Origin of the sequence: Leifsonia sp. NPDC014704 (assembly GCF_043083605.1) — a bacterium.
Lineage (GTDB): Bacteria > Actinomycetota > Actinomycetes > Actinomycetales > Microbacteriaceae > Leifsonia.
The window spans coordinates 365,723-389,974 of the sequence record NZ_JBIBYW010000001.1 but is presented as its reverse complement, the minus strand read 5'-3'; the positions used below and the strand labels follow the sequence as shown (position 1 = coordinate 389,974).

Here is a 24,252-nt window from a genome sequence, read left to right as displayed (position 1 = left end):
GCGTCTCGCGGCGGCAGGGCCGCTGTCGTGGCGCCGGTGTCAGCCGACCGGCAGCGCGGCCGTGCGCTCCGATCCTTCGACCAGCCGGATGAACGCGCTGAGCTCCCCCACCCCGGCCGGTGTCGTCGGGAGGAACTCGGTCAACTCGGGCGAGTGGACGAGGTATGCCGCCCACTTCGCACGCGAGATGGCGACGTTGAGCCGGTTCTTCATGAGCAGGAAGGACACGCCGCGCGGCACGTCGACCGCGGACGACGCGGCGAGGCTGACGATGGCGACGGCAGCCTCCTGACCCTGGAATTTGTCGACGGTGCCCACCCGCACCCCGCGATGACCCGCCGCATCGAGAAGGGCACGTACCTCGGCGAGCTGGGCGTTGTACGGCGTCACGACGATGATGTCGTCCTCCGCGAGGGGAACATCGTCGCGCCCAGCGGCCGGGTCGCTCCACGATCGGCCGAGGAGGTCGTCGACGAGGGCGACGACGGTCTCCGCCTCCTCGGGCGAGGCGGTGGAATTGCCGACGTGCAGCACCGGCACGGGATGCACGCCCGGCTCCACGCCGCCCAGCTCGCGTTCCGACGCGCACTCGTGAGCCCGCAGCTTGCCCTCGTACGACAGCCGCGACACCGCAGCTGCGAGCGCGGGGTGCATGCGCCGTGTCTCGGCGAGGAAGTACCCGTACTCCGGCGGCAGCACGTCGTGGCCGTCGCTCACCCAGCCCAGCGCGGACCCGTCGACCGGTTCGGGATGCCGCCCCTGGCTCACCTGCGGCAGCTGCTGCGGATCGCCGAGCAGGAGGAGGTTCTTCGCCGCGACACCCACGGCGATGGTGGATGCCAGCGAGAACTGACCGGCTTCGTCAACCACCAGCAGATCCAGGCTGCCCCGCGGGACGCGGCCGGCGTTCGCGAAGTCCCACGCGGTCCCGCCCAGCACGAAACCGCGCTCCTCATTGATGCCGGCGAACTCTAGATGCCCGTTCGCCGAGAGCGGCGTGAATCGGACAGCCGACTCCCCCGCCGCGTCCTCGGCCTCCGCCTGATCCGGCTTCGCGCCCCCGCTGGGCACCTTGCCGACCTGTTCCGGCTCGAGGCCTGCGGCCACCACCCGGTCAAGAAGGTTCTCGACGACCGCGTGCGATTGCGCGACGACTCCGACCTTCCAGCCGTGCTCGGCCACCAGCCGCGCGATGACATGCGCGCCCAGATACGACTTCCCCGTACCGGGAGGCCCCTGGACCGCCAGATACGATCGGTCCAGATCGAGCAGGCTCGCGACGACCGCGTCGAGCCGTCCCGTGCCGTCGCTCGCCTCGTCCTCTCCACTGCTCGTCGGGTCAGGCACCAGGGCACCAGACCGGGTTCGTGGCGGTGTGCGCCGCAGCAGGTCGATCGTCGCATCCGCTGGCCAGGTCTCATGGTGCCGAGCGATCAGCAGCGCGGTCCCCCACTCGCGGATCGCCTCCCCGAGCCGCCGCGAATCCGGTGGAGCGGCCGGAGTGAGGGCGCTCGGCAGGTCGCGGTAGGGAGCCACCTCGGGCGGCAGAGTCTCCCGGACGATGATGGAGCCGTCTTCGAGCGCGTCGATCACCGCGACCGTCCGAGCGGCGCGCGCACCGGGCTGCGCACGCGGCTGACGGAAGGGTCCGGGGTACTCGTAGAGCAGGTACGGTCCGGTGCGCTCGCTCACGCGGATGGCACTGCCCGCACCCCAGGCGCCGGTGAGCAGCAGCTCGCGCCGCTCGACGCGCTGGCCCTCATCGAGATACCAGTCGCGCAACACCGTCGCGCTCTCGACCACGAGCACATCACGCGTCTCGCCCCACTCCTCGATCGGTTGGATCAACCGCGAGAAGTGCGACTGCCAGAAGCTCTTCTGCTCCCGCCGGTGGAAGTCGATCGCCGCAGCGGCGAGCGCCATCGCCCGGCGATCGGCATCGCGATGCGGGTCGAGCGGATCGCCGGCGAACGCCAACAGCCCGGCGCGCAGCGGCGAGGCCTCGGGTGCGGCCTCCGTCTCCTCCATCGGAGCTGCGCCGATCGGGATGCCGTTCTCGGTCGCGCGGGCGATCAGCCAGTCGCGCAGGCGCAAGGTGGAGACGCAGTCGTACCGGTTGTAGTCGCCGATGTCGTCGAGCAGTGGCTGGGCCTCATCCAGGCGGCCGAGGGCGATCAGGTCGCGCGCGTTGGCGTACTCGGTGATCGAGTCGGCGCCGGTGGTCACGTCGCTCTCGCGGAGCTCGTCGCCCATGTAGAGCGGCTCGAGCTTCTTGATCGAGTACGAGCGCGACCCGACCCGGACGGCCTTCCGCACCAGCGGATACAGGTCGACCATCACATTGTCGCGCAGCAGGCCGTCGACCTGCTCCTCGCCGACGCCGTGGCGGGCGGCGAGGGCGAGCAGGTGCGTCTGCTCGTAGGCCGCGTAGTGGTAGATGTGCATTCCCGGGAACTGGGCACGGCGGTCGCGGACGAACGCCAGGAACGCCTCCAGCGCCACGCGCTCCGCCGCGAAGTCGTGCGCCCAGAACGCGGTGAAGCGCTCGTCCTGGTCTACCAGCCCGAACAGGTAGTCGAGGTTCCAGCGTTCACCGGCTCCCTCGGTGTACAGCGGATCGCCCTCGAAGTCGAAGAAGATGTCGCCGGGATCGGGATGCGGCAGCACCGCGAGAACCGGCGCGTTGAACACCCGCACCGGCGGCGGAGCGTCCGGCACCGCCTGCAGCTGCAGCCGCGCCTGTTCGCGCAGCCCGTCGAGCGTGCCTTCGGGGATGCCGTCGATCGGGCCGGTCGAGGCGGCGAGCGCGTCGATGGTGGGGATGCCCGCCGCGAGGAGGTGCTCCCGCTGGGTCACGCGCATCCCCGCCACCAGCAGCACGTCGCGCGACGCCTGCACCTCCGCGTCGCAGGTGTCGCACCGCCCGTCGACCGTGAAGCGCGGGTCGCCCCAGGCGACCGGCCCGGCGTCGGCCACGTGCTCCGCGACGATGGTCAGAAGCCGCGCGCGCCGCTTGCGGTACACCGGCTCGATGTCGCTCAGCGAGTGCTCGCTCACCGAGCCGTCGCCGAGCAGCAGTTCGACCGTGTCGTCGACATCCACACCCATCCGCCGCAGCTGCTCCGCGTAGGCGGCGAGCTGCAGCAGCGCCGTCACGCGGGCGCTGCGGGCCAGCTTGGAATCCTGCACCCGATAGCGGCCGTCGGGAAGTCGCACGACGAAGTCGGCGAACCCGACGAACGACCCGTCGAAGAACGTCGCCTGGAAGACGACCTCCGCTCCCCGCTCGAACGCGTCGGACGTGCGACGGACCGCGTCGGCGAGCGACTCCGCCGTCAGCTGCTCCGGCCGCTCGATCTCGGCCACCCCGCTCCCGAACCGCTCGCGGTAGCGCTCCAGGATGCGGTGTTCGTGCTCGTCGCCCATGCGCGAGGAGCGCACGTACATCGGATCTTCGACCTCTTCGGTCTTCTCGAGCCGTCCGAGCTTCACATCGAGGGTGCGCAGGAAGGCGAACTCGCACTTGGACGCCTCGGTGAGGTCGCTGGCGCTCGTGACGATGATCCCGTCGAGCAGGAACACGGCGACCTCCCTTCGCTTCGGGGCGGCCGTAGCGCCACCCGCTTTGCGAGACTACCGGCGACCACCGACAGCAGCGGGTTTTCCACACGGGCGGCCGGCTGGGCGCCGAAAGCCGCTTCCTGTGGTCACTTTCCCTTCGCGGCCGCCTTCATCGCCCGCTTGTGCTCGCGCACGCGGGCGAGCGAATCGGCGTCGACGATGTCGGCCACCGAGCGGTAGCCCTCACTGCCGTAGTCGCCGGCAGCCTGCTGCCAGCCGGCGGCGGTCAGTCCCTTCTGCTTGCCCAGGAGGGCGAGGAAGATCTTCGCCTTCTGCTCGCCGAAGCCCGGCAGCGCCTTGAGGCGGCGCAGCACTTCCGCGCCGTCCGGCTCTCCCTGCGTCCAGATGGCTGCGGTGTCGCCGCCCCAGTCGCTCACGATCGCGGCCGCCAGCGCCTGCACCCGCGCTGCCATCGACCCGGGGAAGCGGTGCACGGCCGGCGTCTGCTTCATGACCTCCGCCAGCTTGTCGGGATCGAGCGCGGCGACCGTCGCCGGATCGAGCGAGCCGAGCCGGTCGCGCAGCTTCGCCGGACCGGCGAAGGCGGTCTCCATCGGGATCTGCTGGTCGAGCAGCATCCCGGTGAGCAGGGCGAAAGGCGACTGATCGAGCAGCGCGTCGGCCTCGGGGTCGCCGGTGATGTTGAGAGCCATGCGCTCAGCCTGCCACCAGGAGCAGCACGCCCGCCACAGCCGACAGCGCGGCCAGGAGCAGCGCCACTCCCAGCAGCACACCGTGCACGATGAGGAACGGCGTGGCGCGGCCCGCCGCATCCCGAGCCCGCGCATCCTTGCGGACCCGGGTGAAGAACCGCGGCCAGGCGAAGACATTGAACAGGCCGTTGAGGAACAGCACGATGGCGGCGAAGACGGTCATGGTGCCTCCAGCCTAAGCGGCCGGCTGCACGGCTTCCGCGGCCTCAGTCACCGCAGCCTCAGTCACCGCGGCCTCAGTCACCGGACGCGACGAGCTGCACGCGCAGCGAGTCGACGCGCGTGGCGATCACGTCGTCCGCCGCCCAGCGCTGCGCCAGCCGCGAGAGGATGGCGTCCAGCTCCTCGCGCGTCAGGCCCGCCGCGAGGGAGAGGCGCACCACGAGCTCCTCACCCGCCAGTCGGTTGCCGGGGTCGCCCGCCAGCAGGGCGACGTCATGCACGCCGAGCTCGGAGGCGATGGACCGCTGGAACGCCTCGTGCACCTCCGCGTCGCGATCGCTCGGCAGCCACGGCGTGCCCTGCGCGACCGCCCACACGGCGGGTCGCCGCAGCACGAACTCGGTCTCCGACGTCGGGTCGAGGACGATGAGCTCGGTGCCCTCCGCTGCGGCGGCGAGCGCGGCCCGACGGCTGTCCACCGGGACGGGACGCGCGGACGGGTTCCAGGCCTGCAACGCCGTCACCGACGAGAACACGGGCTGGACGGTGCGTCCGTCCGGCCCCGCCACCGTCACAATGGACAGCTCCTGCGTCTTGTCGACGCGCATCCCCGCGTCGTTCGTGCCCTCGTCGCCGAGGTCCGCCATCAGCGGGACGAGCAGGCGCACATCGCGCAGCGCATCCACCACGGTCTCCGCTCCGGTCTCGCCGGCGCGGAACGCGGCGAGCGCGCCGAGCAGCGCGGGCGGCGCCGAGCCGTCGTCGTCGCCGAACGGATTGTCGTCGAATTCGCGGCCCTGCCACGGCTGACCCGCGGAGTCGGCGAGGGATGCGGCGAACCCGGCCAGCCGCGCGGCGCCCTCGGCGCTGGGTCGGCCCGCCGGGGTCACTCCCTGCGCATGCGCCGCGCCCTCCGGAACGGCGCCCGTCTCGTCGTCAGCGTCCCGCGACATCCAGCGCCTCGGGCAGCGTGAACGCGCCGGCGTACAGCGCCTTCCCGACGATGGCGCCCTCGAGCCCCAGCGGCACCAGGTCGCGCAGTGCGGCGATGTCGTCGAGGTTGGAGATGCCGCCGGAGGCGACGACCGGCCGCTCAGTGCGATCCAGTACCTGGCGCAGGAGGTCCAGGTTCGGCCCGCGGAGAGTGCCGTCCTTGGTCACGTCGGTGACGACATAGCGGGCGCAGCCGGCGTCCTCCAGGCGGTCGAGGACCTCCCACAGGTCACCGCCCTCGCGGGTCCAGCCACGGGCGGCGAGGGTGGTACCGCGCACATCCAGTCCGACGGCGATCGCCTCACCGAACCGGCTGATCGCGCTGGCGGCCCACTCCGGGTTCTCGAGGGCGGCCGTACCGAGGTTGACGCGGGTCGCGCCCGCTTCGAGGGCGTGCTCGAGCGAAGCGTCGTCGCGGATGCCGCCCGAGAGCTCGATGCTCACGCCGTCGACCTCGTGGATGACCCTCTTGAGCAGGGACCGGTTCTCCCCGCGGCCGAATGCGGCGTCGAGGTCGACCAGGTGGATCCACTCGGCGCCCGCCGCCTTCCACTCGGCCGCGGCATCGACCGGGTCGCCGTAGCTCGTCTCGCTGCCGGCCTCGCCCTGGGTGAGGCGCACCGCCTTGCCGTCGGCCACATCCACCGCGGGCAGGAGGACGAGCCGGGGCGTGCTGATGAAGTCGGTCATGTGTTTCCTCGTGTCGGTCCGCGGCGCGGACGGGTGGGGCCAGAGCCGGTGAAGGCCGGACGGGCGGCGGCTACAGCGAGCCGATCCAGTTGCGGAGCAGCTGGATGCCCGCGCGGCCGGACTTCTCCGGGTGGAACTGCGTGGCGCTCAGCGGGCCGTTCTCGACCGCCGCGACGAACGGGGAGCCGTGATCGGCCCACGTCACCTTCGGCTTGGGGAACGGGCCCGACGCCTCCAGGGTCCAGTCCTGCGCGGCGTACGAGTGGACGAAGTAGAAGCGCTCGTCCTGCAGGCCGGCGAACAGCGTGGAGTCCTCAGGCGCGCGCACCGTGTTCCAGCCCATGTGCGGCACGACGTCGGCGCGGATGAGGTCGACCGTCCCCGGCCACTCCCCCAGCCCCTCGGTCTCGACGCCGTTCTCGACGCCACGCTCGAACATGACCTGCATGCCGACGCAGATACCCAGCACCGGTCGGCCGCCCGCGAGGCGCCGGTCGACGACCTCGTCTCCGTGCGACGCTTTCAGCGCCTCGGCGACGGCGGTGAACGCGCCGACGCCGGGCACCAGCAGGCCGTCCGCCTCGAGCGCACGCTTGCGATCGCCGGTCAGCTCGACCTCGGCCCCCGCGGCCTCGAGCGCCTTGACGGCCGAGTGGACGTTGCCCGTCCCGTAGTCGAAGACGACGACCTGCGGGGCGCTGCCGGGAGTGCGTGCCACGGTCACAGCGCGCCCTTGGTCGAGGGGATGCCGCTGATCAGCGGGTCGAGCGCCTTCGCCTGGCGGAACGCGCGCGCGAACGCCTTGAACTCGGCCTCTGCGATGTGGTGCGGGTCGCGACCGCCGACGACCGTGATGTGCGTGGTGAGGCGCGCGCTGAACGAGATCGCCTCGAAGACGTGACGGACCATCGAACCGGTGAAGTGGCCGCCGATGAGGTGCAGCTCGAAACCGGCGGGCTCGCCGGTGTGCACGAGGTACGGGCGACCGGAGATGTCCACGACCGCCTGCACCAACGCTTCGTCGAGCGGCACCAGGGCGTCGCCGTAGCGGGAGATGCCCGACTTGTCGCCGAGCGCCTCCAGGATCGCCTGCCCGAGGACGATGCCGATGTCCTCCACTGTGTGGTGGACGTCGATGTCGGTGTCACCGGTCGCGCGGATCCGCAGGTCGGTGAGCGAGTGCTTGGCGAACGCGGTCAGCAGATGGTCGTAGAAGGGGACGCTCGTCTGGATGTCGGATTCACCGGTGCCGTCGAGATCGAGGCTCAGCTCGATGCTCGACTCGCTCGTCTCCCGCGTGACCGTGGCGGCGCGATTCGTCATGCGTCCGAGTCTACCGGGGCGCTCTGAGCCCTGTCGGGGGCCTCGTCGGCGCCTGCATCCTCCGGGGTGGGCCGGCCGAGCGCGGCCAGCGCCTCCAGGAAGGCGGTCGTCTCGGCCTCGGTTCCCGCGGTGACGCGCAGGTGGTGCGGGATTCCGACATCCCGGATGAGGATGCCGCGGTCGGCCAGCGCCTCGAACGTCGCGTGCGGGTCGTCCACCCCGCCGAAGAGAACGAAGTTGCTGCCGCTGCGGTGGGGCGTGTAGCCGAGGCGTGCGAGCTCGGTCTCCAGCCGGTCGCGCTGGCGGCGGATGTCGCCGACCGTCGCTAGCATCTCGTCGGAGTGGGCGAGCGCGCCGAGCGCGGCAGCCTGGGTCAGGGCGGACAGGTGGTACGGGAGGCGTACCAGCCGGAGCGCATCGACGACGGCGGGGTCGGCGGCGAGGTAGCCGACGCGCGCGCCGGCGAAGGCGAACGCCTTGCTCATCGTGCGCGATATCAGTAGGCGCGGTCGCCCGGGGAGCAGAGTCAGGGCGGATGGCTCGCCCTCCGGCATGAACTCCGCGTACGCCTCGTCGACGACGACGATCCCGTCGGTGGCGTCGTAGACGGCCTCGATGGTGTCGAGACCGAGGGGCGTGCCGGTCGGGTTGTTCGGCGAGCAGAGGATGACGATATCCGGGTTGTGCCGCCGGAGCTCGGCGACGGCCGTCTCCGGGGTCAGCTCGTAATCGGCGTCGCGGGCGGCGGCGACGTAGGCGGTCCCGGTGCCCGAGGCGAGCAGGGGGTACATCGAGTAGGTGGGCGTGTAGCCGAGCAGCGTCCTGCCCGGGCCGCCGAAGGCCTGCAGGATGTGCTGGAGCACCTCGTTGGACCCGTTCGCCGCCCAGATGTTCTCCGGCGCGAGACCGTGGCCGAGGTAGCGGGCGAACGCCGCACGAAGCTCGGTGAACTCGCGGTCGGGATAGCGGTTCACTCCACCGACTGCGGCGGCGACGCGGGCCACGATGTCGGAGGCCACATCGTCCGGAACGGGATGTGTGTTCTCGTTCACGTTGAGCGCGACGGGCACCGGACGCTGCGGAGCGCCGTACGGAGACCGACCGCGCAGGTCGTCCCGGATGGGCAGCTCAGAAAGAGAAGTCACCCCTCAATCGTAGCCAGCGCTGTCACTGCCCTTCCGCCGGATGACGCCCGGCGACGCGGCGATGCCCGACGAGCAGCCCCCACCAAGCCCCGGGATCGCTCGCCCGCACGAAGGGAGGAGATCCGGTGGTGCTGCGACCGCATCCACCTCCGTTCAGGGCCGAATCCGGCCTCCGCCGGCGGATCCCCTCCCTTTCGCCACCGGCCTCCGGGCGACGGAAACGGAGGACCTTCCGACGGAATGAAAGCCGGGGAACGGGAAACGGAGGCGATCCCGGCTGCCGAGCCGCGGATCGCCTCCGTCGATGACCGGGAGACGCCGACGGCGCCTAGTGCGCGTACTTCGCCGGGACCGCGAGCTGCTGGCCAGGCGAGACGACGGCCGAGTCGAGGCCGTTGAGGGAGACGATGTCGGCGATCACGTCGCGGGGGTCGGCGTTCGGCGCGACGCGCTCCGCGACGGACCAGAGGGAGTCGCCCGACTCCACGGTGACGTATTGGAAGCTGACGTGGGTCTGCTCGCCCGTGGCGACGGCGCCGCCGCCGTTCAGGGCGAAGACCAGAGCGCCGATCACCAGCGGGAGCGCGACGAGGGCGGAGAGGACCGCGCGACCGCGCCGCGTGAGACGCAGGCGGACCCGTGCTCCCTTCGGCAGCGGCGGGACCGCACGAAGGGTGGGAACCGACTCACTCATCAATACTGCGCTCATGGCCGTGACCTCCTCAGACTCGCGGGTGCGAAGCTGTGTTCCGAATGTATCTTCGAATGTCCGAATCCGCAAGATGCCCTCAGAGCGGGAATTCGTGGACGAAGTTCGCGACACACTCGAACACATGTTTGTCTTCCCTTCCCGACGCGGATACAGTTTCGACTGTCTGAGGACATCAGATCAGGAACCACCGACATTCCTGCAGGGAGCATCCCCGCAGGGCCGCCGACGCCAGGAGAGGACGCCCGTGTCGAATGAGAACCAGGCACGCGGAGGCACCCGTCGCCGCAAGAACCTGAGCGACAAGCAGCTGGCGATCCTCGATGTGATCCAGCGGTCGGTGAGCCAGCGCGGCTATCCGCCGAGCATGCGCGAGATCGGTGACGCCGTCGGCCTCTCCTCTCTGTCGTCCGTCACGCATCAGCTGAACCAGCTTGAGCTGAGCGGCTACCTCCGGCGCGACCCGAACCGTCCGCGCGCCCTCGAGATCCTGATCGACCTGCCGTCGTCGTCGCAGTCCGCGCCGGATTACGAGAACCAGACGCCGGTTGGCGACGCCGCGATGGTTCCCCTCGTCGGCCGCATCGCGGCCGGAATCCCGATCACGGCGGAGCAGCAGGTGGACGAGGTCTTCCCGCTCCCCCGCCAGCTGGTCGGCAACGGCGAGCTGTTCATGCTGAAGGTCGTCGGCGAGTCGATGATCGACGCGGCGATCTGCGACGGCGACTGGGTCGTCGTCCGCGCCCAGAACACCGCAGAGAACGGCGACATCGTCGCCGCGATGCTCGACGAGGAGGCGACGGTCAAGGTCTTCCGCCAGCGAGACGGCCACACCTGGCTGCTGCCGCGCAACTCGAACTTCGAGCCCATCCTCGGCGACTACTCGCAGGTGCTCGGCAAGGTCGTCGCGGTCCTCCGCGCGGTCTGAACCGCCGCCGAAGTGCACGTTGTCGGCCTCGACACGCCGGCCAGGTGCGCAGCAAGGTGCACTTCGGCGAAAGGGCTAGGCCCAGCCGAGTTCCCTCAGCCGGTCGTCGGAAAGCCCGAAGTAGTGCCCGATCTCGTGCACCAGGGTGAGCCGGACCCGCGCCCGCAGGTCGTCCTCCGACACGGCCGACGCCTCCAGATTGTTGCGGAACAGCGTGATCCGGTCCGGCAGCTCGCCGAACCCGTACACCGAGCGCCGGGTCAGTGGCCGTCCGCTGTACAGCCCGAACAGCCGCGGCCGGGCGCCGTCCGGCTGGTCCTCGATGAGGATGGCGACGTTCTCCAGCGGCCCCACCATGTCGTCCGGCAGCGCATCGAAGATGTCGCCGACCATCCGCTCGAACTCCTCGTCCGGGATGCGCACCATGCGCCCATCCTCACACGCACGCTCCCCCGGAACACGACGACCCCGGTACGCCGTGAGCGTACCGGGGTCGCACAATGCACCAATGAACGCGTCAGGCGTTCACGGCCGCCCGCTCGCGCACTCCGCGCGTCGCCTCGATGATGTTCCGCAGCGACGCCACGGTCTCGTCGTACCCGCGCGTCTTGAGGCCGCAGTCCGGGTTCACCCAGAGCTGTCGGCCCGGGATCGCCTCGAGTGCCGTCTCCAGCAGCTCGGTCACCTCGGCGACCGACGGCACGCGCGGCGAGTGGATGTCGTAGACGCCCGGCCCGATGCCGTGCTCGAATCCGGAGCGCTGGATGTCATGAACGACCTCCATGCGGCTGCGGGCCGCCTCGATGCTGGTCACGTCCGCGTCGAGGTTCCGGATCGCGTCGATGACGACGCCGAACTCCGAGTAGCAGAGGTGGGTGTGGATCTGCGTGCCGTTGGCGACGCCGGAGGTCGCCAGGCGGAACGACCCGACCGACCAGTCCAGGTACTCTCCCTGCGCTGCCTTCTTCAACGGAAGCAGCTCGCGCAGCGCGGGCTCGTCCACCTGGACGACGCGGATACCCGCCTCCTCCAGGTCGGCGATCTCGTCGCGCAGGGCGAGCGCGACCTGACGCGCGGTCTCGCCGAGTGACTGGTCGTCCCGCACGAACGACCAGGCGAGGATGGTCACCGGGCCGGTCAGCATCCCCTTCACCGGCTTGTCGGTGAGGCTCTGCGTGTATGCCGACCATTCGACCGTGATGGGCGCCGGCCGCGAAACGTCGCCCCACAGGATCGACGGGCGGGTGCACCGCGAGCCGTACGATTGCACCCAGCCGTTGCGGGTGACCGCGAAGCCGTCCAGGTTCTCGGCGAAGTACTGCACCATGTCGTTGCGCTCGGGCTCGCCATGCACGATGACGTCGATTCCGATCTCCTCCTGGAGGTCGACGACGCGCTTGATCTCGTCGCGCATGCGGCCCAGGTACTCCGCCTCGGTGATGAGTCCCTTCGCCAGCTGCGCCCGCGACCGGCGGATGTCGGCGGTCTGCGGGAAGGACCCGATCGTCGTCGTGGGGAGGAACGGGAGGCTGAGGGCGGCATCCTGCGCCGCCAGCCGGTCGGCGTACGCGCCGCGGCGGAAGTCGGCCTCGGTGAGCGCCGCCTCGCGCTCGCGGACGGCCGGGACGCGCACGCCCGGCGCCGACGCACGATCGGCGAGCGCAGCGGTGGCCGCGGTCAGCTCCTCCTGGATCGCCTCATGCCCGTCGACGATGCCGCGCGCGAGCACGGCCACCTGGGCGACCTTCTGGTCGGCGAAGGCGAGCCACGACGTCAGGCGCGCATCGAGGTCCGGCTCGTCGTCCACGTCATGCGGCACGTGCAGCAGCGACGTGGAGGTGGACACGGTGACATCGGGGCTGAGCGACAGCAGCTCCGTGAGCTTCCCGAACGCCGCCTCGAGGTCGCCGCGCCAGATGTTGTGCCCGTCGATCACGCCGCCGACGAGCGTCTTCCCGGCGAGGGCGGATGCGGTCGCCGCGTCGAGCCCCGACGGGAGGGACCCGCGCACCAGGTCGAGGGAGATCGCCTCGACCGGGGTGGCGGCCAGGGGCGGTAGGGCGTCATCCAGGCTGCCGTAGGGCGCCGCGACGAAGAGCGCGGGACGGTCGGACGCGGCCCCGAGCAGGTCGTAGGCCTCGCGCACCGCGGCGAGCACCGCATCCCGCGGCTCGTCGATGCTCTCGCTGACGAGGGCCGGCTCGTCCAGCTGCACCCACGGAGCACCGGCGGCGGAGAGGCGCGCAAGCAGCTCCGCGTACACGGGCAGGAGGTCGGCCAGGCGCGAGAGCGGACGGAAACCCTCCGGGGCGTCGTCGGCCGCCTTGCTCAGCAGCAGGAAGGTCACCGGCCCGACGATGACCGGACGCGTGACGAACCCCGCAGCGCGGGCCTCCTCGAACTCGCGGACGATGCGGTCCGAGGCCAGCCGGAACGCCGTCTCCGGGCCGATCTCCGGCACGAGGTAGTGGTAGTTGGAGTCGAACCACTTCGTCATCTCCAGCGGCGGGTTCTCCCCCTCGCCGCGGGCGATCGTGAAGTAGCCGGCCAGGTCGACGGAGCCGTCGGCCGCGGCGAGCCCCGCGAACCGCGAGGGCACGGCGCCGACGGTGACCGCCGCATCCAGCACCTGGTCGTAGAAGCTGAAGCTCTCCGGGATGGACGCATCGGTGCGGCCGAGGCCGAGGGTCGCGAGCCGCTCACGCGTGGCGGCGCGCAGGTCGGCCGCAGCCGACTCCAGCTCGTCCGCGTCGATGCTGCCCGCCCAGAACGCCTCGACGGCCTTCTTCAGCTCTCGGCGGCGGCCGATGCGCGGGTAGCCGATGATGGTGCCCGCCGGGAAGGCGGGGCGGCCCGAAGCGGCGGAGGTGGTGTCGGTCATGCTGGTTCCTTCTCGGTGGCCGGGTTCGCCGGGGTGGTGGATGCGGTCTCGCTCGCCGCCGGGAGGGCGCCGATGCGGTCCAGCACGGACAGGACGGCCTCGTGCTGGTTGAACGTGTACAAGTGAAGGCCAGGGGCCCCGCCCGCGAGCAGCCGCTCGCCGAGCCGGGCGGCCCAGGCGATGCCGATCTCGCGGCGACCCTCGTCGGTCGGCTCGACCTCCAGCTCGATCGCGAGGTCGCTGGGGAGGTCCTCGCCGCTGAGCTCCAGCATCCGCTTCAGGCGTGCGGGGCTCGTCACCGGCATGATGCCCGGCAGGATGGGGAACGTCACGCCTGCCTCGGCCGCACGCTGGGCGAAGTGGAAGTAGTCCTCGGCGTGGAAGAACAGCTGCGTGATCCCCAGGTTCGCCCCGGCGGCCTGCTTGGCGAGCAGGGCGTCGATGTCCTGCGAGACCGAGTGCGAGGACGGATGCCCGTTCGGGAAGGCGGCGACGGCGATCTGCACGTGCTCGCGATGCTCCAGCACGGCCTGCGCGTGCAGCTCCGGAACGACCAGCTCGCCGTACGGTGCACGCTCGGACTGAACGCGGTGGATGAGCTGCACCAGCTCGGCGGTCGTGCGGATGTCGCCGATCCCGTCCTCCCCGTCGGCCAGTCCCTCCGGCGGGTCGCCGCGCACCGCGAGGAAGCGGCGCACGCCGGCATCGAGGAAGTCGCGGATCAGCCGGTGCGCCTCCTCGTGCGACGAGCCGACGCAGGTGAGGTGCGCCATCGGACTGACCTCGGTGTGCTCGATGATGTAGCGCAGCACGTCGAGGGAGGCAGTCCGCGAAGAGCCGCCGGCACCGTACGTCACGGAGATGAAATCCGGACGCGTCGCGGCCAGCAGGTCGATCGTCCCCGGCAGCGCCGCCGCGGCGCGTTCGGTGCGCGGCGGGTACAGCTCGAAGGAGAACCGGGCCTCGGTACAGCTCATGGGTTCCTCGGATGGTCGGACAGCGGCACAAGGACGTCCCACCCGCGCTCGGCATTCGGCACAGGGAGGGATTCACTCGGGCGGGTGCCGGGCTCGGCTGTCGCACCACGTCGGCGGTCGCCCGCTTCGGTTGTCTGGCAATCTAGCAACGCAGAAGGCCGGGCGGAACCTCTCGCGTCATCCAGTGACACAGAGGATCCGCCCGGCCTTCGGGATACGGTGTGCGGCTACGAGGTCGCGGCCACCTCGAACGGCTCGAACGCCGCGTGGTACTCGGGCATGATCCGCGCGGTCACGCGGGTGCCCTCCTCGACGTACTCGGTCGAGATCACGCGACCCCGCTCGTGCAGCGCGGAGATGAGGTCGCCGCGGTCGTACGGCACCACCAGCTCCACCTCGAGGGAGGGATCCGGCAGCAGCCGCGCGATGGCGGCCAGCACCTCGTCGATCCCCTCGCCGGTCCGGGCCGAGGCGAAGATCGCGCCCGGCTCCAGTCCGCGCAGGATGAGCCGGCCGTCCGCCGAGATCAGGTCGGCCTTGTTGAAGACCACGATCTCCGGGATGTCGCGGGCGCCCACCTCGCCGATCACGTCGCGCACCGTCGCCAGCTGCGAGGCCGGGTCCGGGTGCGAGCCGTCGACCACGTGCAGGATGACGTCGGAGTCGGCGACCTCCTCCAGCGTCGAACGGAACGCCTCGACCAGCTGGTGCGGCAGGTTGCGCACGAAGCCGACGGTGTCGGCGAGCGTGTACAGCCGGCCGTCGGCGGTCACCGACCGGCGGACCGTCGCATCCAGCGTCGCGAACAGCGCGTTCTCGACCAGCACGCCGGCCTTGGTCACGCGGTTCAGCAGGCTCGACTTGCCCGCGTTGGTGTAGCCGGCGATCGCCACCGACGGCACGGAGTTGCGGTTGCGATTCGCGCGCTTCGCCTCGCGGGCGGGCTTGAAGCCGGCGATCTGCTTGCGCAGCCGCGCCATGCGCGTGTGGATGCGGCGACGATCCAACTCGATCTTCGTCTCACCCGGTCCGCGCGAGCCCATGCCGGCGCCCGCTCCACCCACCTGGCCACCGGCCTGGCGGGACATCGACTCACCCCAGCCACGGAGGCGCGGGAGCAGGTACTCGAGCTGCGCGAGCTCGACCTGCGCCTTGCCTTCGCGGCTCTTCGCGTGCTGGCTGAAGATGTCGAGGATCACCGCGGTGCGGTCGATCACCTTCACCTTCACCACGTCCTCCAGCGCACGGCGCTGGCTCGGTGCGAGCTCGGTGTCGGCGATCACGGTGTCGGCGCCGAGCGCGGCGACGACTCCGGCGAGCTCCTCCGCCTTGCCCCGGCCCAGGTAGGTGCTGGGGTCGGGATGCGGACGGCGCTGCAGCAGGCCGTCGAGCACGGCCGCGCCCGCGGTCTCCGCCAGGGCGGCGAGCTCGCGCATCGAGTTCTCGGCGTCCTGCAGGGAGCCCTGCGAGTACACGCCGATCAGCACGACGTTCTCGAGCCGCAGCTGCCGGTACTCGACCTCGGTGACGTCCTGCAGCTCGGTGGAGAGCCCGGACACACGGCGGAGCGCTGCGCGCTCCTCGCGATCGAACTGCTCGCCGTCATGCAGTCCGCCGTCGATCGCGTCCGCCTGCAGGGCCTGCGCCCGTGCGGACGCATCCGAGCCGAACAGCGTCACCGTCGCACGGCTGTCCTGCGTGGCGAGCACGCGCGCGACCACGTCGTCTGCGTCGTGGTCGCGGATGTCGGTCTTATCAGTCATCAGTTCCCCGATCCGGGTTAACCCTAGTTTGTTCGTGTCCTGTACGGTCTGCTTATGGCCAGCGGAGATCACTACTTTTCCCCGGCGCCCGAGAGCGAGATGAACCTGCGGCCGTTCACCGTTCAGCTCGCCGGCCAGACGTACGAGCTGGTGACGGCGAACGGGATCTTCAGCCCCGAGCGCATCGACATGGGTACGCGAGTGCTGCTGGACCATGTCCCCGCAGCGCCGCCGGGCGGTCAGTTCCTCGACCTCGGCTGCGGCTGGGGGCCGCTGGCTCTCACACTTGCTCTCGAATCCCCTCATGCGACGGTCTGGGCCGTCGACGTCAACACCCGAGCATTGGACATGGTGCGCAGGAATGCGCAGAAGCTCGGTCTCACCAATGTAAACCCGGTGACGCCGGATAATGTTCCCGATGACGTGCGATTTACGACGATCTGGTCGAATCCACCGATCCGCGTGGGCAAGAACGAGCTGCACAACATCCTCGAACGCTGGCTGCCCCGGCTCGAGCCCGGGTCGGACGCGTGGCTGGTCGTGCAGCGCAACCTCGGCAGCGACTCCCTCCAGCGGTGGATCCAGGCGACCTTCCCGGAGCTGACCACCACGCGGGCCGCGACCTCGAAGGGCTACCGCGTCCTTCGCGCCCGCTCCCACGCCGACGCCTGACCACCATCCCAAGCCAACAGCTCCTGAGTTTTTCGCGTTTCCGGGCGCTGAATCGGCGAAAAACTCAGGAGCTGTTGGATAGGTCAGGCGAGGTCCAGGGTGCCGGTGAAGACGAGGGCGGCGGGGCCGGAGAGGCCGACGTGCTCGCCGTCCTCCGTGGCGAACATGCGGACGCCGACGGTGCCGCCGGGCACCTCCACACGCCACTGGTTCGGGGCGCCCTCGCCCGCCCAATAACGGACCGCGAGCGCGGCGGCCGCCGCCCCTGTGCCGCAGGAGAGCGTCTCGCCGCTGCCGCGCTCGTGCACGCGCATCCGGATGCGGCCGACGCCGTCGACGACGAGCGGCTCGTGCGGCACGACGAACTCGACGTTCGCTCCGTGCTCGGGCGCCGGCTCGATGTGCGGGATGTAGGAGAGGTCGGCCGCGTCGAGCTCGGAGTCGTCGGCGACGGCGACCACGACGTGCGGGTTGCCCATGTCGATTCCCAGCCCCGGGCGGGCGACGGCGAGCTCCTTCGCTCGGACGAGCGGCTCGCCGCCGTCGAGCCGCCAGCGGCCCAGGTCGACCTGGAAGCCGTTGGTGCTGCGCTGCACATCACGCACGCCGGAGCGCGTGCCGATGGCGATCGTCCCGCCCTCCGGGAGTTCGGCGAGGCCGGTCTCGAGGAGGTAGCGGACGTAGACCCGTATGCCGTTGCCGCACATCTCGGCGGGCGACCCGTCGGCGTTGTAGTAGTCCATGAACCACGCGGCCGCGTCGTCCTCGGCGAGGGCTGCCTCGCCCTCCGGAAGGTGCGCAGAGCGGACCGCACGGATCACGCCGTCGGCACCGACGCCGAAGTGGCGGTCGCAGATCTCGGCGATCTGGGTGGCGGTGAGCGGCAGGCGCCCCTCCGGGTCGGAGTAGAGCACGAAGTCGTTGCCCGTGCCCTGACCCTTGGTGAAGTGGATGGTCGCCATGCGTTCCAGCCTAGCGACCCGTCGCCGGCGCACTGCGCTCGACGGTCTCCGCCGAATCCACCAGCGTGATCGCCGCATCCACCAGGTCGGGGGCGTCGTAGTCGAGCCAGTGGATGTCGGGGTAGCGCTTGAACCAGCTGACCTGCCGGCGGGCGTAGCGACGGGTCAGCTGCTGCGTCTGGGCGATCGCGTCCTCGCGGGAGAGCTCGCCACGCAGCTCGGCCAGGGCCTGCGCGTAGCCGATCGCGCGGCGGGCGGTGACGCCGCGATCGATGCCGTGCGGGATGAGGTGCGTCACCTCGGTGAGGAGCCCGTCGGCCCACATCCTGTCGACCCGGGCGTCGAGTCGAGTGACGAGCTCGTCGCGCGGGGCGGCCAGCCCGATGACGACGGTCGGTTCGTGCCAGAGGGACGGTTCGTCGGGCAACGCGCCGGTGACGGACGTCCCCGTCAGCTCGGCGACCTCGAGGGCGCGGACGATGCGGCGGCCGTTCCGCGATCCGATCCGCCGGGCGGCTTCCGGGTCGCGCTCGGCCAGGCGCTGGAAGAGCATCCCGGGGCCGTGTTCGGCGAGTTCGGACTCGAGGCGCGCGCGCAGCTCGGGGTCCGTCCCCGGAAAACGCAGGTCGAAGAGCACGCTCGACACGTATAGCCCCGAACCTCCGACGAGGATCGGGACGGCGCCACGGTCGGCGATCTCCGCGATGCGCGCCCGCGCTTCCGGCTGGTAGCGGGCGACCGTGGCTTCATCGGTGACGTCGAGCACGTCGAAGAGGTGGTGCGGAATGCCGCGCCACTCCTCCGCAGTGATCTTCGCCGTGCCGATGTCCATGCCGCGGTAGAGCTGCATCGCGTCGGCGTTGACGACCTCGGCGGAGCGCCCCCGGACGCGCAGCGCTTCGGCCAGCGCCAGCGAGAGGTCGGTCTTGCCGGTGCCGGTCGCGCCGACGATCGCGACGAGCGGAGGGATGGGCGCCGCGCTCAGCGCTGTCCGTCCGTCGGGTCGTAGATCGGCATCGTGCCGACACCCGGCGAGGTGAGCGGTTCGCGCGTGCGGAGCGTCGGGAGTCCGAGGGAAACCCGGCCCGCTTCCGCGCCCGCCGCCGTGCCGCCGTGGGCGGGCACGGCGCAGGACTCGGCCTCTGCGCGGTCCCAGGCGTCGCCCGCGCGGGTGCGGCGGATGCGCAGGGGCGCGCCGTCGGCGGAGTCGGCGATGAGGTGGTGCGGCGCGGCCTGGGTGACGCGGACCGTGACGACGTCACCGGGACGCGGCGTCTCGGAGCCTGCGGGCAGCTCGAAGTGCACGAGGCGGCTGTCTTGGGCACGGCCGCTGAGCCGGCGCGTGTCGGCGTCCTTCCGGCCCTCGCCGTTGGCGACGAGAAGTTCGACCTCGCGGCCGATGAGCTTCTGGTTCTCTTCCAGGGAGATGCGCTCCTGCAGCGCCGTGAGCCGGTCGTAGCGTTCCTGGACGATCTCCTTGGGCACCTGGTCCTCCATGGTCGCCGCGGGCGTGCCGGGGCGGATGGAGTACTGGAAGGTGAAGGCCGACGCGAAGCGCGCGGCTTCGACGACGCGGAGCGTCTCCTGGAAGTCCTCTTCGGTCTCGCCGGGGAAGCCGACGATGATGTCCGTGCTGATTGCCGCATCCGGCAGCTTCGCCCGCACCCGGTCGAGGATGCCGAGGAACTTCTCGGAGCGGTACGAACGCCGCATGGATTTGAGGATGCGGTCGGATCCGGACTGCAGCGGCATGTGCAGCTGCGGCATGACGCTGGGCGTCTCCGCCATGGCGTCGATCACGTCGTCGGTGAACGCTGCGGGGTGCGGGCTGGTGAAACGGATGCGCTCCAGCCCTTCGATCTGCCCTGCGGCCCGCAGCAGTTTGCTGAACGCCTGACGGTCGCCGAACTCCACACCGTAGGAGTTGACGTTCTGCCCGAGCAGCGTGACCTCGATGGCGCCGTCGTCGACGAGCGCCTGGATCTCCGCGAGGATGTCACCGGGCCTGCGGTCCTTCTCCTTGCCGCGCAGCGACGGGACGATGCAGAAGGTGCACGTGTTGTTGCAGCCGACCGAGATGGAGACCCAGCCGGAGTACGACGAGTCGCGCTTGGTCGGAAGCGTCGACGGGAACGTCTCGAGCGATTCGAGGATCTCGATCTCGGCAGCGTCGTTGTGTCGGGCGCGCTCGAGCAGGCTCGGGAGGGAACCCATGTTGTGGGTGCCGAAGACGACGTCGACCCAGGGCGCCTTCTCGAGGATGACGTTCTTGTCCTTCTGGGCGAGGCACCCGCCCACGGCGATCTGCATGCCCTCGTGCCGGCGCTTCACGCCCGCGAGGTGGCCGAGGTTGCCGTAGAGCTTGTTGTCGGCGTTCTCGCGCACCGCGCAGGTGTTGATGACGACGATGTCGGCCTCTTCACCGTTGGCGGGGATGTAACCTGCCGCTTCGAGAGAGCCGCTGAGGCGCTCGGAGTCGTGGACGTTCATTTGGCAGCCGAACGTGCGCACCTCGTAGGTTCGCGCTCGGCCGTCGGGACGGACTGCCGCCTCGGAGGGCGCGATGACGCTGTGCTGTTCCAGGATGCTCATGATGGCGACAAGTCTACGTTTCTCGCCGCCTGGCAGGCGACGTGGTCACGGGGCGTTCGGCAGACGCCCGCCTACTGGAAACGGACTCCGGAACCGCCACGCGGGCGCCGGGTCGCGAACGCCGCATCCATCGCCTGCCGCACGACATCCGACGCGTACCCTTTGCGCGCCAGGAACCCATGCAGCCTGCGCCGGGCCGTCTCGTCGTCGTAGGACGACAGCTGCCCTATGCGTTTCACGGCCAGCTCCGTCGCGCGCTCCAGTTCGTCGTCGTCGCCGATGTCGGCCAACGCGGCCTCGATCAGGACGGGATCGATGTGGCGGCGCTTGAGCTCCTGCTCGATCGCTGTACGCCCGAGCCCCTTCCGGCTGTGCTGCGTGAAGGCGAGCGTCGCGGCGAGCGCTGCGTCGTCGATCACGCCGAGCACCTCCAGCCGATCGAGCTCCGGCCCGTACACCGCAGGGTCGATCTCGCGCTTGGTGAGCAACTGCTCGAGCTCCCACCGCGACATCCCCCGTCGAGCCAGCTGACGGATCGCGACCCCGGAGGTCTTCCGCGCCTGCCGGACCGTCTCCTCGTCGACCTCCGACTCGTCCGCAATCGCCGGCGCCGGAGGCTCGGCGCCCCAGGTGTTGTTCCACCCGGCGTCCAACCCCGCGTCGGTCCTCTGACCGGATCGCCCGCGCGCGGCTCCCGTCACGGCGTCCCCGACTGGAGCCTCCCCAGGCAATGTGACCACCGGCCGCACAACGCCTTCATGCGGCTGACGCTCGCGAACCCGGCCGCGCCGCGAGGGATGCTGGTCACCATCGGCGCCGCGCTCCGAGGCCGCTCGCCGGAGCGGGGTCACGAGTGCCAGATGCTCCCGCTCCCCCGTCTCAGCGGTCGACGTACCGTCACCCTGGTTGTCCTCCGGAGAGGACGGGAACTTCACCACCACGAGGATCCCCTCCGTGAGGCGAAGGGCGCGGTCACGCGCCCTTTCGAGCCTGCAGCTTGTCTTCGATCGATCCGATGTTGGACGGCTGTTCCGCCGCCGCGTTCGGGTCGGCCATGATGCCCAGCTTGATCTTGATCTTCTGCTCGATCTCGGACGCGATGTCCGGGTTCGCGATCAGGAAGTTGCGCGAGTTCTCCTTGCCCTGGCCGAGCTGGTCGCCCTCGTAGGTGTACCAAGCGCCCGACTTCTTGACGAGGCCGTGCTCCACACCGAAGTCCAGCAGGCTGCCCTCTCGGGAGATGCCGACACCGTAAAGGATGTCGAACTCCGCCTGCTTGAAGGGCGGAGCCATCTTGTTCTTGACGACCTTCACGCGGGTGCGGTTGCCGACCGCGTCGGCGCCGTCCTTCAGGGTCTCGATTCGGCGGATATCGAGGCGCACCGAGGCGTAGAACTTGAGCGCCTTACCACCGGCGGTGGTCTCCGGGCTGCCGAAGAAGACACCGATCTTCTCACGCAGCTGATTGATGAAGATCATCGTCGTGTTGGTCTGGTTGAGCCCACCGGTGAGCTTGCGGAGGGCCTGGGACATCAGACGGGCCTGGAGGCCGACGTGCGAGTCGCCCATCTCGCCCTCGATCTCGGCGCGGGGCACGAGCGCGGCGACGGAGTCGATGACGATCAGGTCGATGGAGCCGGATCGGACCAGCATGTCGGCGATCTCGAGCGCCTGCTCACCCGTGTCGGGCTGCGAGACGAGCAGGGCGTCGATGTCGACGCCGAGCTTGCGGGCGTACTCGGGGTCGAGGGCGTGCTCCGCGTCGATGAAGGCCGCGATGCCGCCCGCGCGCTGAGCGTTGGCGATGGCGTGCAGGGTCAGGGTCGTCTTACCCGACGACTCCGGGCCGTAGATCTCGATGATGCGGCCGCGGGGCAGTCCACCGATGCCGAGGGCGACGTCGAGGGCGATGGATCCGGTCGGCACGACCTCGACGGGGGCGCGCTCGTCGCTGCCCAGTCGCATGACGGAGCCCTTGCCGAACTGGCGGTCGATCTGCGCGAGGGCTGTTTCCAGGGCCTTCTCGCGGTCTGCGGGTGATGGCATTTTGCGGTTCTCCTTCGTGGGCTTCGCTACGGTTCGACTCTAGGAGTGACGTCCGACACCCGAAGCGAGGGACGCGCATCTGTGGACAACCGGTTTTCGACTGCCGATGTGAAGAAGTGTAGCCAGTTCCGAACATATCTTCGAGAACCGAAAATGGCGTGTCGAGCCGACGGTCAGCGCTTCGGGGCGGGCTTTCCCGCGCCGTACCAGTGCGACTGCGGCACACCGGTCTCCTTGCAGAGCGCGATCCACACCTCGCGCGGAGACAGACCGGCTGCGATGGCCTCGTTGGGAGTGCGGCCGCCGAGTTCGCCGAGGACGAGGTCGGTCAGCAGCGTCTGACCGTAGGTGCTGCCGAACTCGTCGGTGACGGCGCGCTGGAACTCGCTGAGCTTCATGGGTCCTTTGTTTCGGAGAGCAGGGAGGGGGTAAACGAAGGACGCCCCGCCGAGAGCGGGGCGTCCTCCAGAGCGTGCGGGATCAGCGGGCGACCAGGTCCGAGTCCATCGCCGAGACGAACTCGTCCGGAACCGTGTCCGGAATCACCGGCTCGAGACCCTCGAGCACCGCGATCCGATCGCCGACCTCGCGCATGATGACCGAGACCGGCGTCTCCAGAGCGTCTGCCACGGAGGCGAGGATCTCACTCGACGCCTCCTTCTGTCCGCGCTCGACCTCGCTGAGGTACCCGAGCGCGACGCTCGCCTTACTGGCGACCTGGCGGAGCGTACGACCCTTTTGCAGGCGGAAGTCCCTGAGCACGTCGCCGATTTCCTGACGTACAAGAATCATTCGGAGCCTCCCTCTCTTACCCTGCCGACGTATCGATGGGATACGAATGTACCGCATCCCTGCGCTCCACGATATCGAGGGCTACTGGGCTTTTCTTGTGAATGCAGCAGGTGTAACGAGACCGAAACACCGCGTATTCCCGCGGTAATCCGGGGGTCTCAAACATCCGTTATTCCGAGCTCGGCGGCGAGCGCACGTACAGCCTCGACGACCGTCCACCGGCGGATGCCGTCGCGGTCGCCCGAGAGAACGAGCTCGATCGAGCGCGCGCCGGCGTCGGAGGCGATGCCGACGTACACCGTGCCCACCGGGCGGCCGCCCTGCGGATCGGGTCCGGCGACTCCTGTCGTGGCCACTCCGATGTCGGCGGGGCTTTCGGCGACGGCCAGGCGTTCGCGGACGCCGGTGGCCAGTTGCCGGGCGACCTCGGGATGGACGGGGCCTTCCGCCGCCAGCAGATCGGCATCCACACCCAGCAGCGTGTGCTTCAGCTCGGTGGCGTAGACGACCGCACCGCCGAGGACGACGGCGGACGCGCCGGGCACACTCGTGAGCTCGGCGGTGAGGAGCCCGCCGGTCAGCGACTCGGCAACGGCGACCGTGAGCCGGCGGTCGATCAAGGCCCGGACCACGACCTCGGTCGACGACTGCTCAGGCGACGGCACGCTTCGCCCTCCGGCCCTTCCAGGCCTGCCAGAGGTAGTCGATGCCGGTCCAGACGGTGAGGATGACGGCCGCGGTCATGAGGATGCCGTTCACCCAGAAGATCCAGTCGCCGAACACCGTCCACAGTGGGACGAGCGCGAAGGAGATGGCCACCGACTGGACAATGGTCTTGATCTTGCCTCCGCGCGAGGCAGCGATGACGCCCTGCCGGATCACCACGAAGCGGTAGACGGTGATCCCGATCTCGCGCACCAGGATGACGACGGTCACCCACCAGGGCAGCTCACCCAGGATGGAGAGTGCGATGAGCGCACCTCCGGTGAGCACCTTGTCCGCGATCGGATCGAGGAGCTTGCCGAGATCGGTGACGAGTCCCTGACGCCGTGCGAGGGCACCGTCGACGCCGTCCGTCGCGATCGCGAGGATGAACAGCACCGCGGCCGCCCAGCGAAGCCAGCCGTCGTCTCCGCCGTCGGCGAGGAGCATCCAGACGAACAGCGGAGCGAGCAGGATGCGCACCACGGTGATCGCGTTGGGCAGGTTCCAGTTGCTCACGTGCGCTGTTCCGCCGTCCGCCGCTGCGGGCGGAGGCGTGTCGGGCACCGACATCGTGGTCG

24 protein-coding genes are annotated in these 24,252 nt (G+C 70.1%); 2 read left to right on the top strand and 22 right to left on the bottom strand.

Annotation, left to right across the window (positions count from 1 at the left end):
* Positions 1 to 39: 39 nt before the first annotated feature.
* The 9 genes from ACF1AJ_RS01935 to ACF1AJ_RS01895 form a co-directional block, all read right to left on the bottom strand.
* Entirely contained in the window at positions 40 to 3,582 is a 3,543-nt protein-coding gene (locus tag ACF1AJ_RS01935; protein WP_391505905.1) for a TM0106 family RecB-like putative nuclease, read from the bottom strand.
* 125 nt (positions 3,583 to 3,707) lie between these two features.
* The gene (locus ACF1AJ_RS01930) at positions 3,708 to 4,274 is read right to left on the bottom strand and encodes an HhH-GPD-type base excision DNA repair protein (RefSeq protein WP_391505904.1); all 567 of its coding nucleotides are present in this window, start codon (positions 4,272 to 4,274) and stop codon (positions 3,708 to 3,710) included.
* A gap of 4 nt (positions 4,275 to 4,278) precedes the next feature.
* Entirely contained in the window at positions 4,279 to 4,497 is a 219-nt protein-coding gene (locus ACF1AJ_RS01925; protein WP_391505903.1) for an SCO4848 family membrane protein, read from the bottom strand.
* A gap of 73 nt (positions 4,498 to 4,570) precedes the next feature.
* Positions 4,571 to 5,449 carry an SseB family protein gene (locus tag ACF1AJ_RS01920; protein WP_391505902.1) on the bottom strand — a complete coding sequence of 293 codons (879 nt, stop codon included), beginning with the start codon at positions 5,447 to 5,449 and terminating at the stop codon, positions 4,571 to 4,573.
* On the bottom strand, positions 5,433 to 6,179 hold the full coding sequence (priA, locus tag ACF1AJ_RS01915) for a bifunctional 1-(5-phosphoribosyl)-5-((5-phosphoribosylamino)methylideneamino)imidazole-4-carboxamide isomerase/phosphoribosylanthranilate isomerase PriA (RefSeq protein WP_391505901.1): 747 nt from the start codon (positions 6,177 to 6,179) through the stop codon (positions 5,433 to 5,435). The genes ACF1AJ_RS01920 and priA overlap by 17 nt, the downstream gene beginning before the upstream one ends.
* A gap of 70 nt (positions 6,180 to 6,249) precedes the next feature.
* A complete protein-coding gene (gene hisH, locus ACF1AJ_RS01910; protein WP_309861650.1) occupies positions 6,250 to 6,903 on the bottom strand; it encodes an imidazole glycerol phosphate synthase subunit HisH in 654 nt (217 codons plus the stop codon).
* A complete protein-coding gene (gene hisB, locus ACF1AJ_RS01905) occupies positions 6,900 to 7,502 on the bottom strand; it encodes an imidazoleglycerol-phosphate dehydratase HisB (RefSeq protein ID WP_391505900.1) in 603 nt (200 codons plus the stop codon). Before hisB ends, hisH begins: the two co-directional genes overlap by 4 nt.
* Positions 7,499 to 8,647 (bottom strand): histidinol-phosphate transaminase, encoded by a 1,149-nt coding sequence (locus ACF1AJ_RS01900; protein ID WP_391505899.1) that lies wholly within the window; start codon positions 8,645 to 8,647, stop codon positions 7,499 to 7,501. The genes hisB and ACF1AJ_RS01900 overlap by 4 nt, the downstream gene beginning before the upstream one ends.
* Before the next feature lie 328 nt (positions 8,648 to 8,975).
* Positions 8,976 to 9,341: a LysM peptidoglycan-binding domain-containing protein gene (locus tag ACF1AJ_RS01895; protein WP_391507415.1), complete on the bottom strand. Its 366-nt coding sequence runs from the start codon at positions 9,339 to 9,341 to the stop codon at positions 8,976 to 8,978.
* Positions 9,342 to 9,603: 262 nt separating this feature from the next.
* Here ACF1AJ_RS01895 and lexA point away from each other — a divergent pair, with 262 nt between their 5' ends.
* Positions 9,604 to 10,284 (top strand): transcriptional repressor LexA, encoded by a 681-nt coding sequence (lexA, locus tag ACF1AJ_RS01890; protein ID WP_018191443.1) that lies wholly within the window; start codon positions 9,604 to 9,606, stop codon positions 10,282 to 10,284.
* A 75-nt stretch (positions 10,285 to 10,359) separates the two neighbouring features.
* Here the strand turns inward: lexA and ACF1AJ_RS01885 are convergent, their stop codons facing one another.
* From ACF1AJ_RS01885 to hflX, 4 genes are all read right to left on the bottom strand, one after another.
* Positions 10,360 to 10,710 (bottom strand): metallopeptidase family protein, encoded by a 351-nt coding sequence (locus tag ACF1AJ_RS01885; protein ID WP_018191444.1) that lies wholly within the window; start codon positions 10,708 to 10,710, stop codon positions 10,360 to 10,362.
* 91 nt (positions 10,711 to 10,801) lie between these two features.
* Entirely contained in the window at positions 10,802 to 13,165 is a 2,364-nt protein-coding gene (gene metE, locus ACF1AJ_RS01880) for a 5-methyltetrahydropteroyltriglutamate--homocysteine S-methyltransferase (protein ID WP_391505898.1), read from the bottom strand.
* Positions 13,162 to 14,142 (bottom strand): methylenetetrahydrofolate reductase, encoded by a 981-nt coding sequence (locus ACF1AJ_RS01875; RefSeq protein WP_391505897.1) that lies wholly within the window; start codon positions 14,140 to 14,142, stop codon positions 13,162 to 13,164. The genes metE and ACF1AJ_RS01875 overlap by 4 nt, the downstream gene beginning before the upstream one ends.
* Positions 14,143 to 14,369: 227 nt before the next feature.
* A complete protein-coding gene (gene hflX / locus ACF1AJ_RS01870; RefSeq protein ID WP_391505896.1) occupies positions 14,370 to 15,905 on the bottom strand; it encodes a GTPase HflX in 1,536 nt (511 codons plus the stop codon).
* 54 nt (positions 15,906 to 15,959) lie between these two features.
* Between hflX and ACF1AJ_RS01865 the strand changes: the two genes are divergently transcribed.
* Complete coding sequence (locus ACF1AJ_RS01865) at positions 15,960 to 16,577, top strand: class I SAM-dependent methyltransferase (RefSeq protein ID WP_391505895.1); 618 nt, start codon at positions 15,960 to 15,962, stop codon at positions 16,575 to 16,577.
* 83 nt (positions 16,578 to 16,660) lie between these two features.
* Here the strand turns inward: ACF1AJ_RS01865 and dapF are convergent, their stop codons facing one another.
* The 9 genes from dapF to pgsA form a co-directional block, all read right to left on the bottom strand.
* On the bottom strand, positions 16,661 to 17,539 hold the full coding sequence (dapF, locus tag ACF1AJ_RS01860; protein WP_391505894.1) for a diaminopimelate epimerase: 879 nt from the start codon (positions 17,537 to 17,539) through the stop codon (positions 16,661 to 16,663).
* Positions 17,540 to 17,549: 10 nt separating this feature from the next.
* Positions 17,550 to 18,509: a tRNA (adenosine(37)-N6)-dimethylallyltransferase MiaA gene (gene miaA, locus ACF1AJ_RS01855; protein WP_391507414.1), complete on the bottom strand. Its 960-nt coding sequence runs from the start codon at positions 18,507 to 18,509 to the stop codon at positions 17,550 to 17,552.
* Between the two features lie 11 nt (positions 18,510 to 18,520).
* On the bottom strand, positions 18,521 to 20,131 hold the full coding sequence (gene miaB / locus ACF1AJ_RS01850) for a tRNA (N6-isopentenyl adenosine(37)-C2)-methylthiotransferase MiaB (protein ID WP_391505893.1): 1,611 nt from the start codon (positions 20,129 to 20,131) through the stop codon (positions 18,521 to 18,523).
* Between the two features lie 71 nt (positions 20,132 to 20,202).
* Positions 20,203 to 21,072 carry a regulatory protein RecX gene (locus tag ACF1AJ_RS01845; RefSeq protein ID WP_391505892.1) on the bottom strand — a complete coding sequence of 290 codons (870 nt, stop codon included), beginning with the start codon at positions 21,070 to 21,072 and terminating at the stop codon, positions 20,203 to 20,205.
* Between the two features lie 31 nt (positions 21,073 to 21,103).
* A complete protein-coding gene (gene recA, locus ACF1AJ_RS01840; RefSeq protein WP_391505891.1) occupies positions 21,104 to 22,177 on the bottom strand; it encodes a recombinase RecA in 1,074 nt (357 codons plus the stop codon).
* Positions 22,178 to 22,350: 173 nt separating this feature from the next.
* Complete coding sequence (locus tag ACF1AJ_RS01835; RefSeq protein WP_018191454.1) at positions 22,351 to 22,575, bottom strand: DUF3046 domain-containing protein; 225 nt, start codon at positions 22,573 to 22,575, stop codon at positions 22,351 to 22,353.
* 82 nt (positions 22,576 to 22,657) lie between these two features.
* A complete protein-coding gene (locus tag ACF1AJ_RS01830; protein ID WP_018191455.1) occupies positions 22,658 to 22,969 on the bottom strand; it encodes a helix-turn-helix domain-containing protein in 312 nt (103 codons plus the stop codon).
* Between the two features lie 158 nt (positions 22,970 to 23,127).
* Positions 23,128 to 23,634: a CinA family protein gene (locus ACF1AJ_RS01825; protein WP_391505890.1), complete on the bottom strand. Its 507-nt coding sequence runs from the start codon at positions 23,632 to 23,634 to the stop codon at positions 23,128 to 23,130.
* On the bottom strand, positions 23,621 to 24,244 hold the full coding sequence (pgsA, locus tag ACF1AJ_RS01820; RefSeq protein ID WP_391505889.1) for a CDP-diacylglycerol--glycerol-3-phosphate 3-phosphatidyltransferase: 624 nt from the start codon (positions 24,242 to 24,244) through the stop codon (positions 23,621 to 23,623). Before pgsA ends, ACF1AJ_RS01825 begins: the two co-directional genes overlap by 14 nt.
* Positions 24,245 to 24,252 lie beyond the last annotated feature (8 nt).

Bases quoted from the DNA above. Each gene is read 5' to 3' on its own strand.
- ACF1AJ_RS01930 (WP_391505904.1), bottom strand. From the start codon at position 4,274: ATGGCTCTCAACATCACCGGCGACCCCGAGGCCGACGCGCTGCTCGAT.
- ACF1AJ_RS01925 (WP_391505903.1), bottom strand. From the start codon at position 4,497: ATGACCGTCTTCGCCGCCATCGTGCTGTTCCTCAACGGCCTGTTCAAT.
- ACF1AJ_RS01920 (WP_391505902.1), bottom strand. From the start codon at position 5,449: ATGTCGCGGGACGCTGACGACGAGACGGGCGCCGTTCCGGAGGGCGCG.
- priA (WP_391505901.1), bottom strand. From the start codon at position 6,179: ATGACCGACTTCATCAGCACGCCCCGGCTCGTCCTCCTGCCCGCGGTG.
- hisB (WP_391505900.1), bottom strand. From the start codon at position 7,502: ATGACGAATCGCGCCGCCACGGTCACGCGGGAGACGAGCGAGTCGAGC.
- ACF1AJ_RS01895 (WP_391507415.1), bottom strand. From the start codon at position 9,341: ATGAGTGAGTCGGTTCCCACCCTTCGTGCGGTCCCGCCGCTGCCGAAG.
- ACF1AJ_RS01885 (WP_018191444.1), bottom strand. From the start codon at position 10,710: ATGGTGCGCATCCCGGACGAGGAGTTCGAGCGGATGGTCGGCGACATC.
- metE (WP_391505898.1), bottom strand. From the start codon at position 13,165: ATGACCGACACCACCTCCGCCGCTTCGGGCCGCCCCGCCTTCCCGGCG.
- ACF1AJ_RS01875 (WP_391505897.1), bottom strand. From the start codon at position 14,142: ATGAGCTGTACCGAGGCCCGGTTCTCCTTCGAGCTGTACCCGCCGCGC.
- hflX (WP_391505896.1), bottom strand. From the start codon at position 15,905: ATGACTGATAAGACCGACATCCGCGACCACGACGCAGACGACGTGGTC.
- ACF1AJ_RS01865 (WP_391505895.1), top strand. From the start codon at position 15,960: ATGGCCAGCGGAGATCACTACTTTTCCCCGGCGCCCGAGAGCGAGATG.
- dapF (WP_391505894.1), bottom strand. From the start codon at position 17,539: ATGGCGACCATCCACTTCACCAAGGGTCAGGGCACGGGCAACGACTTC.
- miaB (WP_391505893.1), bottom strand. From the start codon at position 20,131: ATGAGCATCCTGGAACAGCACAGCGTCATCGCGCCCTCCGAGGCGGCA.
- recA (WP_391505891.1), bottom strand. From the start codon at position 22,177: ATGCCATCACCCGCAGACCGCGAGAAGGCCCTGGAAACAGCCCTCGCG.
- ACF1AJ_RS01835 (WP_018191454.1), bottom strand. From the start codon at position 22,575: ATGAAGCTCAGCGAGTTCCAGCGCGCCGTCACCGACGAGTTCGGCAGC.
- ACF1AJ_RS01830 (WP_018191455.1), bottom strand. From the start codon at position 22,969: ATGATTCTTGTACGTCAGGAAATCGGCGACGTGCTCAGGGACTTCCGC.
- pgsA (WP_391505889.1), bottom strand. From the start codon at position 24,244: ATGTCGGTGCCCGACACGCCTCCGCCCGCAGCGGCGGACGGCGGAACA.